This is a genomic window from Limnohabitans sp. Jir72, from assembly GCF_003063575.1.
GTDB lineage: Bacteria > Pseudomonadota > Gammaproteobacteria > Burkholderiales > Burkholderiaceae_C > Limnohabitans_A.
On the sequence record NZ_NESC01000001.1, the window covers coordinates 1 to 13,112 of the forward strand.

Genomic DNA, 13,112 nt, shown 5'->3' on the forward strand with positions numbered 1-13,112 from the left:
TCATCCCTTTGCAGCGCCTTGACTTGGTAGTAAAACGTGCTGCGAGGCAGCTCGGCCACCTGGAGCAAAGTGGCCAAGGGGTGATGCTGCCTTAGTTCGATCAGGGCTTTCGCTTTGTCTGCGCAGCCTGCTGCTTGGCTCGAACTAAGGCATCCAACTTTTTTAGATAAGCCACCTCCGCTCGCAAGTACTCATTTTCGCGTTGCAGCTCTTGCAACGTTTTGTCCTGCACGGGCTGCTCGCTAGAGGGCGTAGTGGGTTCGGGAGGTTTCATCGGTTTTGGGCGCCCTCGGGGCTTGGGAGCTAATGCTGTGATACCGCCCTCATGGTACTTGCGCTCCCAATCCGAGACAACTCCAGTGCCCCCGCGCAGATCAAACAAGTGAATGGTCTGGTTAAACGAAAGCTCTTCGCGCCACATGTGCTCTAGGACACGCAGCTTAAATTCAGCGCTGTAATGACTGGACTTCTTGGTTAGCCCACTATCGCCGTTTTGAAGAAAGGCGCCCACCCAATGCCGTATCTGTCCATCATTGACTCCGTACTTGGCAGAAAGCTTTGTGTAGCCACCGCCACCGGCTAAGTAATCTTGAACAACAGATTTTTTAAATTTCTCGTCGTACTTCGTCATGAAAAACACCCCAAAGGTTGGATTGGTGTCCAACTTTTGGGGTGCAGTTCATTTATTGCGGCTTTTTATTATTTGAATAAATATGTTATTTAAAAAATATAAAAGTCTTAAATTGATTGAATTTAATACATGCCTCGTTTATAGTTAGAAAGATTAACGGATACACAAACTGGGTTTAAATTAATTCCATGTCATTCGAAAAGTCAAACCGCATCAGTGGTGAGCTATTGCGCAATTTGCGAGAAGCCAAATCCATGGAGATTTCGGCGATTGCACGAAGGGTCAATTTGTCTGTGGCCCAGTTGCGGCAATTGGAGTCTGATCGGTTGGCACCCGGTGAAAAGGCTTTGTTTTACTCGGAGGCCATCAAAGCGAATGCAGCCAAAAAAGTTGCACGCGCTCTTGGCGCGGATTTGGATGCTTTGGTCGCGGCCCAAGACAGCGCAACCGCAACCGCAACCGCAACCACGAATGACGTGCACGACAAGCAAGTCATGGAAGACCTGGCGCAACTCCTTCAAAAGCAAGCGCGTGCCCAACAAGTTGGCCAAGGGCGTGCTTTTTTCCGAGTCAAGTGGCTGTGGCCAGTTTTGGCGCTTTGTGTTGTGACGGCCTTGCTCTGGTCTTTTCAAAAATCACTGTTTGAGTTTGAGTGGCACATTGCCGCTCCTGCAACGCCGCCAGTGTCCGATGCCTTGACTGTGCCCGCTGTTGTCCCTGTCAGCGAAGCTGCTGCAACGGTTGATTTGCCCGTCCTTGCCATGTCCGAGGTGACCAGTGTTTCGCCCGCAGAAGCTTTGTGCACCCTCGAAGTGACGACTGCTCCACTGAAAGCTTCTGCGCCCAACAAGGCGGGTAAAGTGGTTTATTTGGTGGCCAATGTCGATACCTCTGTGTGTGTGCAAGATGCTTCAGGGAAAAAAATCGCGGTCAACCTCAAGGCGCAAGAGTCGCGCAGTTTTTTTGGTGCGCCGCCATGGAAGTTGCACGTCGGTGAAACTGCGGCGCTTCAATTGTTTTTCCAGGGGCAGCGCATGCGTTGGCCAGAGGGCGGGCAAAAGTCCTTCACCCTGGAAGAGGTGCCTGGCGCTTATTGAACAGCATTCAGTTGGGTTTGAAGTTCAAGCACTTGCTGGCGCAAGCGGTGATTTTCTTCGGTCAGTGCTTGCAGGCGCAGTTGCAGGTCTGCCAAGCGCTCATTCGTTGAGCTTGCGTCACTCGGTGCTTCTTCTTTTGCCGGTTTGAGCTTGATTTCACGCACGCGCTTGGCCGCTTGCTTGAGTTCGTCCTTGCCACCCAAGACGGCACTTTTTTGATCTTCAGTGGGCAAGGTGGCCACAGCCGCTGCAGCGTTGATGGAAATTGTTCCCGCTTTGACCGCAGCCACCAACTCGGGCGCGGCTTGCTTTTGGATCTTTTCGATCTGCATGACCTGGCTGCTGCTCAGCCGAGCGGCTTTGGCGATGTCGGAGCGGCTTTTCAAGGGTTCTGTGCTGTTCGGCTCGGCGCCAGCATCGGCGGGCGGTGAGGCATTTTCCGCTGCGGCTGCAAGGCGGCGTTCTTCGAGGATCTCGCGCTTTCGCAAAGCCAGCACGCCACGCTGAAAGTCCGAGACGCTGCGCCTGCCCAGGTGCTGGTCGATCATCCACAGGTGCACATCTTCCATCGACTGGAACCGTGTGTTCTGAACGGTCTGAAAGGGCAGGCCATGTTTTTGGCAGATGCCATAGCGGTTGTGCCCGTCCACCAGCACATCACCCCACAAGACCAGTGCATCGCGGCAACCTTCGGCCAGGATGCTGCGCTCCAATGCCTTGTGCTCATCGGGGGTCAAGGGATCGATGTAGGCCTTGAGTTTTTCGTTGACGGTGATGTTCATGGTGGGGGCTTTGTCTGCTTCGGAAATGCCGAAGGCCCCTTGCGGGGCCTTCTTGAAGTTGGAGCGGGTGATGGGAATCGAACCCACGTTATTTGCTTGGGAAGCAAGAGTCCTACCATTGAACGACACCCGCGATGGATGTGATTGTACGTTGTACTCAGTGAGGTACTCCGACCGCATTGGCAGTCTCACGGGTGACGATTTGGAACCATTGTTCTGGCTTACCCGGTGGACGAGTCAGCCAGCTTCGCATAACTTGGGGTTTTGAGTCCACAGAAGTTTTTGAGCATGACCACTGATCTCCATTCCCCGATTGAAACCACCGATGCACAACGTCGCAAAACCTTGCAAGGCATGGCAGGCATCTTGGCTGGCTTGAGCGCTCCAGCGCTCATCAGCGGACCAGCTTGGGCGCAAGACAAGTTTCCCACCAAGCCCATCACCTTGATTGCACCTTGGCCGCCTGGCGGCAGCAGTGACGCGGTCATGCGCGCCTTCGCCGAGAGTGCTTCGCGCGCACTGGGCGTGTCGGTCATTGTGGACAACCGGCCAGGCGCTGGGGGCACGCTGGGCGCCACCGCCATGGTGAACGCCAGGCCCGATGGCTACATGCTCACACAGCTGCCTCTGGGCGTGTACCGCTTGCCGCACATGCAGAAAATGCCGTTTGACCCCGTCAAGGACCTCACACACATTGCTTGTTTGACCGGCTACACCTTCGGCCTGGTGGCCACGATGGATTCACCTTTCAAGACGCTCAAGGAAATGGTGGCCTATGCCAAGGCCAATCCAGGCAAGCTGGAGTACGGCAGCACGGGCACCGGCACCACACCCCATTTGGCCGTTGAAGAGTTCGCGCAAAAAGCGGGCATTGTCCTGAACCATGTGCCCTACAAAGGTTCTGCAGAATTGATGCAGGCCATCCTGGGTGGGCACATCCGTGTGATGAGCGGCACCACGGAATTTGCGCCTTTTGTCAAAGAAGGCAAGCTGCGTTTGCTGGCCACACTGGGGCGCAACCGCACCAAAGCTTTTCCCGATGTGCCCACCGTCAAGGAAAGCGGCTGGGACACCATCACCGAATCGCCATTTGGCATTGGTGGACCCAAGGGCATGGACCCGGCCGTGGTGCGGGTGCTGCACGATGCGTTCAAGAAAACATTGGAGGACCCCAAGGTTCTGGAGACGCTAGACCGCTTTTTCCAGCCCGTGATCTACATGGGCACCGAGGAATACACCCGCTACGGACAGCGCACGTTTGAAGCCGAGCGCGCCACCATCGAGCGCTTGGGCTTGGCCAAGAAGACATGAAAAAGGCACCCGAAGGTGCCTGATCTCAAGACGTAAAAAGCCGCCAGTTTGTCTGGCGGCTTTTTTCATTTCAAGATGTCGCCCACGCAGAGGTACTTGATCTCCACATAGTCGTCGATGCCGTGGCTGGAGCCTTCGCGGCCCAGGCCCGACTGCTTGACCCCACCAAAGGGCACATGCTCGGTGGCCAGGATGCCAACGTTGATGCCGACCATGCCGTATTCCAGCGCTTCGCTCACGCGGAAGATGCGGCCCACGTCGCGGCTGTAGAAGTAGCTGGCCAGACCAAACTCGGTGTTGTTGGCCGCATCAATCGCTTCTTGCTCGGTCTTGAACTTGAAGATCGGCGCGAAGGGACCGAAGGTTTCTTCACGGGCGCAAACCATGTCTGCCGTCGCGTCGGCGATCACGGTGGGCTCGAAGAACTGGCCATCCAGTCGCTTGCCACCGGTCAGCACGCGGCCGCCTTTGGCAATCGCGTCTTTCACATGGCGCTCGACCTTGTCGAGGGCTGAGGGCTCGATCAGCGGCCCCTGGTTGACGCCGTCTTCAAAGCCGTTGCCGACCTTGGCGGTTTGGACCTTGGCCGTGAACTTGGCGGCGAATTCGTCGTACACCGATTCCTGCACATAAATGCGGTTGGAGCACACGCAAGTCTGGCCCGCGTTGCGGTACTTGCTGGCAAAAGCGCCTTCCACGGCGCTGTCGATGTCGGCGTCTTCAAACACGATGAAAGGCGCGTTGCCGCCGAGTTCCAAGGACATTTTTTTGACGGTGGGGGCCGACTGCGCCATCAGGATGCGGCCGACTTCGGTGGAACCGGTGAAGCTGATGTGGCGCACCACGTCGCTGGCGCACAGGGCCTTGCCAATGGCGATGCTTTGCGGACCGTCGGCGGTGATGATGTTGAGCACGCCCGCCGGAATGCCGGCGCGAATCGCCAGCTCGGCGGCGGCCAGGGCTGTGAGCGGCGTTTGTTCGGCGGGTTTGATGATCACCGGGCAGCCTGCCGCCAGCGCCGGGGCCACTTTGCGGGTGATCATGGCCAGCGGGAAGTTCCAGGGCGTGATGGCCGCGCACACGCCAATGGCCTGGCGCAGCACCAGCAGGCGGCGGTTGTTGTCGAACTGGGGCAGGGTTTCGCCATTGATGCGTTTGGCCTCTTCGGCAAACCACTCCACAAAGCTGGCGCCGTAGGCCACTTCGCCACGCGACTCGGCGATGGGTTTGCCGTTTTCGGCGGTCATCAGGCGGGCCAAGTCTTCGGTGTTGGCGATCAACAGGTCAAACCATTTGCGCAGAATGATGCTGCGTTCCTTAGCGGTCTTGGCGCGCCAGGCGGGCCAGGCCGCGTTGGCCGCGGCAATGGCGGCTTCGGCTTGCGCTGCGCCCAAGTTCGCCACGCTGGCCAAGTGCCCACCCGTGGCGGGGTCGGTCACGTCAAAGCGCTGGCTGCCCGCGACCCACTGGCCGTTGATCAGCGAGTCTGTTTTAAGCAGGCTAGGGTCGTTCAGCAGTGCGAGGGGCGATGTCTTCATGTCCATGATCGTGCCTTCATTTAGTTAACCAGTTAATCGATTTAAGTGTGCCACGGTTTTTAGACGCTCGCCAGAAAACCCGTAGGGCTTGCGCACCGATACCCCGCTTTTTTGTGAGTTAATTGGTATTCAAAAAATCAGTGCTCATTGTGCGTGGCTTATTGCAAGGATGTTTATGACCAGCCAGAAGATGCCGTCTAATCTGAAGTGGGTGGGCGACCCGTATTGCGTGCAGCAAACACGGGAGTCACGGCCCATATCGATCACCTCGGGACAGTTAAAGGCCATTTGTCCGCGGGCCAACAAGGCTCTCTGAGCGGCTGGGTTCAACCCATGACGGGACAGACAGGTTACGCCCGTTGGGGAGACGCTCCAGTGTTGTGGCTTTCGTTTTCGCTTTTGTGTTTGGGCTTGATCTCTCGTGCGGTGAAACCCGTGAGACCTGCCCAATAGTCAATCCAATGATTTTCAGCGTTTGCCTGCAAAACTCCCATTCGCATGCGGAGCACCACCCGTGGGCTTGCTCAAAAACCACTGTCCTTGCATCATAAATTGGTTCAGGTCCATTCGCCCCATGGCCATGGCATGGTCCGGACCCGTGCTCCCCCCCAAAGTGAAATCGCCGTTGGTGTTGTTGATTTGTCCTGACAGCGCGAATTGGGCCTGGTTTTCAGGTTGAACCCAGCCATTGAGTTTGCCATCAGGGCTCAGCTGCAGCGAGAAAGCGCCAGAGAGTTGGCCTGCAAATCGACCCGTATACAGTCCCGCGGCCTTCATGAACGCGCCAGCAAGAGGAGAAGCATTGGAGGCATAGCCATTCTGGGCAACCACGACAGTCGTTGGCTGCACCACCACCGCCGTTTGTACAGGCATGGCATGAGCCATTGGTGTCGCACGTGTAGAGAGCTGCGCATTGACCTGAGACGAGGCGGAAGTGGCCTGCACCAACAAGGGTTTGTTGCGCACTTGCTGAACGATGCGATTGAAGTTGTCCAGTAAGCTGGCTGCCAGCAATTTTCCTTCTGGTGTTTTCGAATAGCCACCCGCGCTGGCCCAGCCAAAGCCGCCCCAGCCCCAGCCCCCCAAGCTGAAGTCCATTTTGCTGGCTTGTCCTTCGGCACTGGCCACCTGAATTCCTGAGCGCACATCAGCAAGCAACAATGTGGTCTCAGCTTCCTTGAAGCTCAAACCACCGGCTAACCCGCCCAGCGCACCGAGGGCACCTCCCATGCGGCCCAACAATCCGCCTACTGCTGCCCCTATTCCCCCTGTACCGCCAGAGAATTGCAGACTGGGGGAGAGCACGAAATCGGCCGCTTGCAGTTGTCCTCCTCCCATATTGGCATCCTGCTGGAGCAAGCCTCCACTGGCGAGTGCGCGTTCTTGCTGGATGTTTTGCATGGCCACACCGCGCTCTACCACCGTGAAACACCCCGACTCTTGGGCAATCATTCGCAGCATGGTGCTGGGCGAGCCCAGTTTGTATTGGCCTAGACTGGCCAGTACATGGCTTTGGGGTTCCGCTACGGCAAGCGTACCCAGATTGCGTTCGCATTTTTCAATATTGCCCTCCTTACCCCCAGAGCCTGTTTGCGCTTGTGTGGGCACATTGCCCAGCAGACCAAACACCAGCAAAGTCAGGCCAAAGGCAGAGAGTTGAATGCGCGGGTAATTGGGTTGCATGAGAAATCCTTCCTGAGTTGATGAATACAGTAATTAAGCAATATGTTTTAATTTTAATTCACTTAAAAATATTTTTTAGACGGAAAAGTACATCTTTCTCGTTCTGTGCGTGCAGAACCATGGGGATAGGAGCGTACCAATTTGGGGTTTGTGTTCTGAGGCTTATGCGCTGTGGGTAAGCGATGCAGATTTATTTGAATGCCCTCAGCAGGCCTGACCGGCGGTCTGTCGTCCCTGCTTGTCAAAGCGGATGGCGGTGATGCCTTGGTGCAGTTCGCTTTGGGGTTGGGTGAAGCCTTGCCCTTGTTGCACTTGCTGGGCCATCAGGCGTTGCTCGGTGCGTGCCAGGCTGGCATCGTAGCTGCGTTGCCAGTCGGTGGTGATGCTGTTGCCTGCTTGCAGGTGGGCTAAGCCAGCGAGGTCGCGGCGCAGGTTGGTGGCGATGGTGCGTTCAGGCGCGAGGGTGCGCAGCCAGGGGCGTTGTACGGGGCTGAGGGTCAGCCCTGTGACTTGTTGCTGGCCGTTGCGAGGGTGATGCAGCCAGTGGCCCGTTCCTTGGAGATGCCTTGGCTCAATACCAAGTTTCAAGAAAGTCCCCACCCGGCATGCTGTGCCTGGGCAAGCCACCAGAAAAGCGCTCAATGTCCCAGCCGAACAGCACGCCGTCTGGCTTGAGACGAAACTTCAAGCGCAAGCCACCACCGTTTTTGCGGATTTCTCGGACTACATCGTCGGGGATGCGGCTGGCAACTGGGAAGGTGTAGTCGCCAACGATGGGGGCGCTGTAGCGTATACGGCCTTGTTTGTCGTAGAAACCTTCTGATGCATTTTTTCTCCAAGTCACCCGCACCCTTTCCGGCACCACCCCACTGGGGAAGGCCATGATGGCTCTTCCTGTTTTTCTTTGCAGAGAACGGGCATAAAACGGAAACTCATTGCCGTCAGCAAAAAACTCCACGCCCAGCATTTCTGCGCCTTCCACGGCGTCCACCACCAGGGTCAGGCCCATGCCGTCCATGCGTTTTTGGGTGGGGCTGAGGGGCGGGCGCTGGCCCATTGCGGTGACGTTGCAGGCGCTCAGTAAGGCGGCCACAGGCAACAGCGCCAATGTTTTTACAAAAAATCGTTTGATGTTTGGCATGGTCATTGCACCTTCAGGTTTCCAAGTTCGTAGCCGTTGTCCCGCAACCATTTCAGATAAGCGGTCATGTCCACTGTGCCTGTGCTCTGATCGCTTTGGGGTGTGCGGGTTTGTGTTCCATCGCTGTTGAGCTGGGGCGGGTAGTAACTGACAAACTGCCCCGTATCGGCATAGGTCATGGTGGTGCCGGTCATTTGGCGCTGCGTGCCACCACTGCCGCCGTGCACCGCCCGGTCTTCGCTGCAGCCAGGGCCATTCAGGCAATACTGGTTGTCGGTCTTGTCGTGGAGGACTGGATTGGAGTCAACTTGATTTCTGATTGGATCATTTATCTTCACCCCTGCATCTTTTGCTTGCTCAATCATCCAGTTCAAGGTCACAAGGGGTAAACCATTCTCCTGATTCTGAAACCCACCCCCGATATCCGCATGCGAGCCGATGAAGCCCATCTCAATGCGGGTCTGGCCAACAGGCACTGCGGTGCCCATGATCGACTCCAGCGGAAACGCGCCCGTGGAATTGGGCAAACGTCTGAAGGTGTCGCCACGGTACTCGTTGAGGGCCACGGCTTGTGCCACATGCTGAAAGCCGGGGATGACCGTCATGTTGTAGCTGGTGCCGCTGAGGTTGGTTGATAACACCGTGTCCCACAGCCCCATGAAGCGGAAGTTGATCATCTGGCAGTGCTGCACCTGCTTGCCATCGACCGTGGTGGTGTAGCTGTATTGACCGTTTTTCGTGTTGGCATTGATGCGGTTCGCAAAATCACGTGCCTCGGCTGCGCCACGGCTAAATCCGACAATGTCCACATCCATCAATTTGGAGTTTTCAGAGAAAAGCTCTGCCTCCGCATTGAAGTAAGCGACCATCCGCTCGATGCGCTGTGGGCCCGTGAAATTGCCACCCATGTCCACGGTCGAGGTGTTACCCCAGCTCCAATGGATATCGCCGCCAAACTGCGGGTCGGTTTCACGGTGGCGCGTACCGACACCAGTGACGTAGCGCCTATTTCCGTCGGCATAAAGCTGGCGAAACTGCCACACGTTCGAGATGCCGTTGCCCAGTTCATCGAGCGCGGCCTGGTCATTGCTATTTCCCGTCCCATCAAACGCAAACAGAATGAGCCCATCGGGGTCTATGAAGGTGAGCGGATTTCCCGCTGCGTAGAGGTAAGCGTTGGGGCCGTCAGGTTGGCCCAGCGGGTCGGGGCTGAGGTACTGGCCCCGCTCAGGGGCGTAGTAGCGCTGGCGGTTGTAGTGCAGGCCGGTTTCTTCGTCCCACACTTGGCCGGGCAGGCGGATGTGCAGGGTGAAGGTGCGTGATGCAGAGCCGGTGTTTTCAGAACCTTTAGCCGATGCGAATGTCCGCACCGTTGCTCCCCCAAATGGCGCGTAATCAGCTGCCCAGACGGGCAGGCCTTGGGCGTTGGTGGCCAGCTCGGGTGCGCCCAGGTGGTTGCTGTGGATGAAGGTCAGCTGCCAGGGGTGCTCGGTCACTGCGCTGCCCATGACTTGGCCCCAGCTCACCACCAGTGCCCACAGGTCTTGCGTGAGGGGCACTTCTTGCGCCAAGGGCTGGCTGTGTGCGGTGTTTGCGGTATCAGCAGCACTGGCGGGGGTGAGCCCTGAGTCTGAGTCCATGACGGCCAGCAGCCTGTCGGCCAGCCAAATGTATTGGCGGGTGATGCGGCCTTGTGCGTTGAGTTCGGCCAAGGGCTGACGGGACTCGTTGTAGAGGGTGTGGGTGGTGGTGTTTGCTGAGCCAGAGCCGCTGACGGTTTTGGTGGTTCGCAGGCCGCGGTGGTCGTAGGCGTAGCGGGCCAGTGCTTGGTCGCCTTGGCGCACTTGCGTCAGGCGCCCCAGTGCGTCCCAGTTGTAGCGGCGCGGGCCTTGGGCGGTGCCCACTTGTTCGGGTTGGCCGTTGAGGTTGTAGGTGGTGGCCAGTGTGGCTTGGCCTTGCCCGTCAATTTGCCCGTTGCCTTGTGCTTTGGTTTGCTCCGATACGCCCAATTTCTCGGCGATGTGGCGATAGGTCAGATGGCGAGCTTTGAGGTGCGAACGCAAGCTGTCAAAAATGAATTGTCCGGTTTTCATTTTTGAATTATTAAGCATTCTTTATCCGTGTGAGTCTGATTGCGGTGAGCGGTGGCTCCCTATAATCAAGCGGCTTACTTTTTGCCTGGGTGCCGCAGCCCGGTTCACACTCTCTTATTGCCATGAGCCAACCTGTTATTTCCGTTGCCGACATCCGCAAGACCTTTTTGGACTTTTTTGCGTCCAAAGGTCACACCGTGGTAGCCTCCAGCCCCTTGGTGCCGGGCAACGACCCGACCCTGATGTTCACCAACTCGGGCATGGTCCAGTTCAAGGACGTGTTTTTGGGCTCCGACAAGCGCTCGTATGTGCGTGCGGCCTCCGTTCAGGCCTGCCTGCGCGCCGGTGGCAAGCACAACGACCTGGAGAACGTGGGCTACACCGCCCGCCACCACACTTTCTTCGAGATGCTGGGCAACTGGTCGTTTGGCGACTACTTCAAGCGCGAATCGCTGCAATGGGCCTGGGAGCTGCTGACCGAGGTCTACAAGCTGCCTGCCGACAAGCTTTACGCCACGGTGTACATGGAAGACGATGAGGCCTATGGCATTTGGCAAGACATTTTTGTCAAAGCAGGCTGGACGCCTGAGCGCATCGTGCAGGAAACCCGCATCATCCGCATCGGTGACAACAAAGGCGCCCGCTACAAGTCCGACAACTTCTGGATGATGGCCGACACCGGCCCCTGCGGCCCTTGCTCTGAAATCTTTTACGACCACGGTGACCACATTCCCGGCGGCCCACCCGGCAGCCCCGATGAAGACGGCGACCGCTTCATCGAAATCTGGAACAACGTGTTCATGCAGTTCAACATGGACGAAACCGGTGCCGTCACGCCGCTGCCCGCACCGTGCGTGGACACGGGCATGGGCTTGGAGCGCTTGGCCGCCATCTTGCAGCACGTTCACAGCAACTACGAAATCGACATTTTTGACGCGTTGATCAAGGCCGCTGCCCGAGAGACTGGCTGCACCGACCTGAACCACAAGAGCCTGCGCGTGATCGCTGACCACATTCGCGCCACATCGTTCTTGGTGAGCGACGGCGTGGTGCCGAGCAACGAAGGCCGTGGTTACGTGCAGCGCCGCATCATCCGCCGCGCCATTCGCCACGGGTATTTGCTGGGCCAGAAAAAACCGTTTTTCCACAAGCTGGTGCCCGATCTGGTCCAGCTCATGGGCGCGGCGTATCCCAACATGGCCAATCAGGCCGACCGCATTGCCGACGTTTTGCGTGTGGAAGAAGAGCGCTTCTTTGAGACCCTGCAAAGCGGCATGCAAATTCTGGACGCGGCTCTGGACGGTGGCGTAAAAGTGCTGCCCGGCGAAGTGGCTTTCAAGCTGCACGACACCTATGGCTTCCCGCTCGACCTGTCTGCCGACGTCTGCCGCGAACGCGGTTTGAGCGTGGACGAAGCCGGTTTTGCCACCGCCATGGAAAAGCAAAAAGCCCAAGCCCGGGCAGCCGGCAAGTTCAAGATGGACAAGGCGCTGGACTACTCCGGCGCTGGCAACGACTTTGTGGGCTACGAAGACCTGACGGCCAACGCCAAAGTGCTGGCTTTGTATGCCGATGGCAATGCTGTGACCGAGCTGAAGGCTGGGCAAGCGGGCGTGGTCGTGCTGGACACGACCCCGTTCTACGCCGAGTCCGGCGGTCAGGTGGGCGACCAAGGCGTGCTGAACAACGCGGGCGGCCAGTTCAATGTGGCCGACACCCTCAAGATCAAGGCCGATGTGTTTGGCCACCACGGTGAAGTCAAATCCGGCAGCCTCAAGGTGGGCGACGCGGTGCAAGCCCATGTGGACTTGGGCCTACGCGCCGCCACCGTGCGCAACCACAGCGCCACCCACCTGATGCACAAAGCCCTGCGCGAAGTGCTGGGCACCCATGTGCAGCAAAAGGGCAGTTTGGTGAATGCCGAGCGCACCCGTTTTGACTTTGCGCACAACGCGCCTGTGACCGACGCTGAGATCCGTCAGATCGAAGCCCAAGTCAACGCCGAAGTCTTGGCCAACGCTGCGGCACAAGCGCGTGTGATGGACATTGAAAGCGCCCAAAAAACTGGCGCGATGATGCTGTTTGGCGAGAAGTACGGCGAGACCGTGCGTGTGCTCGACATCGGCTCCAGCCGCGAATTGTGCGGCGGTACCCACGTCAAAGCCACGGGTGACATTGGCCTGTTCAAGATCGTCAGCGAAGGCGGCGTGGCCGCAGGCGTGCGCCGCATCGAAGCCGTGACCGGTGCCAATGCTTTGGCTTATCTGCAATCGCTCGAAGACACCGTGACGCAAGCTGCAGGCTCGCTCAAGGCCCAGCCTGCCGAGCTGAACAACCGCATCGCGCAGGTGCTGGACCAAGTCAAAGCGCTCGAAAAAGAACTGGCTGCCGCCAAAGGCAAGCTGGCTTCGGCCCAGGGCGACGAGTTGATGACGCAAGCGGTGGATGTCAAAGGCATCAAGCTGTTGGTGGCCAAGCTCGAAGGGGCCGACGCTAAAACCTTGCGCGACACCATGGACAAGCTCAAGGACAAGATGAAAACTGCCGTGATCGTCTTGACGGCAGTGGATGGCGAGAAGGTGCAGATCGCCGCTGGCGTGACCGCCGACACCACCGGCAAAGTCAAAGCCGGTGAGCTGGCCAGCTTTGTGGCGGCCCAAGTGGGCGGCAAAGGCGGCGGCAAGCCCGACATGGCCATGGCCGGGGGCACCAACCCCGCTGCCTTGCCCGCAGCCTTGGCCAGCGTTCAGGCTTGGGTGACTGAGCGGGTTTGATCGACCCCATTCGCGAAAGGCGCTCCTGCTTTGGCGGGCGCGCCTTTTTCATTGAAACTGTG

10 protein-coding genes and 1 tRNA gene are annotated in these 13,112 nt (G+C 57.9%); 3 read left to right on the forward strand and 8 right to left on the reverse strand.

Going from position 1 to position 13,112, the window contains the following annotated elements:
* Positions 1-100: 100 nt before the first annotated feature.
* Positions 101-631 (reverse strand): helix-turn-helix domain-containing protein, encoded by a 531-nt coding sequence (locus B9Z52_RS00005; RefSeq protein ID WP_108411841.1) that lies wholly within the window; start codon positions 629-631, stop codon positions 101-103.
* 188 nt (positions 632-819) lie between these two features.
* Between B9Z52_RS00005 and B9Z52_RS00010 the strand changes: the two genes are divergently transcribed.
* A complete protein-coding gene (locus tag B9Z52_RS00010; protein ID WP_108411842.1) occupies positions 820-1,728 on the forward strand; it encodes a RodZ domain-containing protein in 909 nt (302 codons plus the stop codon).
* Here B9Z52_RS00010 and B9Z52_RS00015 read toward each other — a convergent pair.
* Positions 1,722-2,510 (reverse strand): plasmid replication/partition related protein, encoded by a 789-nt coding sequence (locus tag B9Z52_RS00015; RefSeq protein WP_108412309.1) that lies wholly within the window; start codon positions 2,508-2,510, stop codon positions 1,722-1,724. The genes B9Z52_RS00010 and B9Z52_RS00015 overlap by 7 nt on opposite strands.
* Positions 2,511-2,569: 59 nt before the next feature.
* Positions 2,570-2,643, reverse strand: a tRNA-Gly gene (locus B9Z52_RS00020).
* A gap of 155 nt (positions 2,644-2,798) precedes the next feature.
* Between B9Z52_RS00020 and B9Z52_RS00025 the strand changes: the two genes are divergently transcribed.
* Complete coding sequence (locus tag B9Z52_RS00025) at positions 2,799-3,821, forward strand: tripartite tricarboxylate transporter substrate binding protein (protein ID WP_108411843.1); 1,023 nt, start codon at positions 2,799-2,801, stop codon at positions 3,819-3,821.
* A 65-nt stretch (positions 3,822-3,886) separates the two neighbouring features.
* On the opposite strand, the gene B9Z52_RS00030 is transcribed toward B9Z52_RS00025, so the two are convergent.
* The 5 genes from B9Z52_RS00030 to B9Z52_RS00050 form a co-directional block, all read right to left on the reverse strand.
* Positions 3,887-5,365 carry an NAD-dependent succinate-semialdehyde dehydrogenase gene (locus B9Z52_RS00030; protein WP_108411844.1) on the reverse strand — a complete coding sequence of 493 codons (1,479 nt, stop codon included), beginning with the start codon at positions 5,363-5,365 and terminating at the stop codon, positions 3,887-3,889.
* Positions 5,366-5,827: 462 nt separating this feature from the next.
* A complete protein-coding gene (locus B9Z52_RS00035; RefSeq protein WP_108411845.1) occupies positions 5,828-7,042 on the reverse strand; it encodes a CsgG/HfaB family protein in 1,215 nt (404 codons plus the stop codon).
* A 204-nt stretch (positions 7,043-7,246) separates the two neighbouring features.
* A complete protein-coding gene (locus B9Z52_RS00040; protein WP_108411846.1) occupies positions 7,247-7,630 on the reverse strand; it encodes a hypothetical protein in 384 nt (127 codons plus the stop codon).
* Entirely contained in the window at positions 7,614-8,183 is a 570-nt protein-coding gene (locus B9Z52_RS00045) for a hypothetical protein (RefSeq protein ID WP_146182745.1), read from the reverse strand. Before B9Z52_RS00045 ends, B9Z52_RS00040 begins: the two co-directional genes overlap by 17 nt.
* Before the next feature lie 2 nt (positions 8,184-8,185).
* Positions 8,186-10,276, reverse strand: coding sequence for an RHS repeat-associated core domain-containing protein (locus tag B9Z52_RS00050; RefSeq protein ID WP_158270477.1), 2,091 nt, complete (start codon positions 10,274-10,276; stop codon positions 8,186-8,188).
* A 122-nt stretch (positions 10,277-10,398) separates the two neighbouring features.
* Here B9Z52_RS00050 and alaS point away from each other — a divergent pair, with 122 nt between their 5' ends.
* Positions 10,399-13,050: an alanine--tRNA ligase gene (gene alaS / locus B9Z52_RS00055; RefSeq protein ID WP_108411849.1), complete on the forward strand. Its 2,652-nt coding sequence runs from the start codon at positions 10,399-10,401 to the stop codon at positions 13,048-13,050.
* Positions 13,051-13,112: the final 62 nt, after the last annotated feature.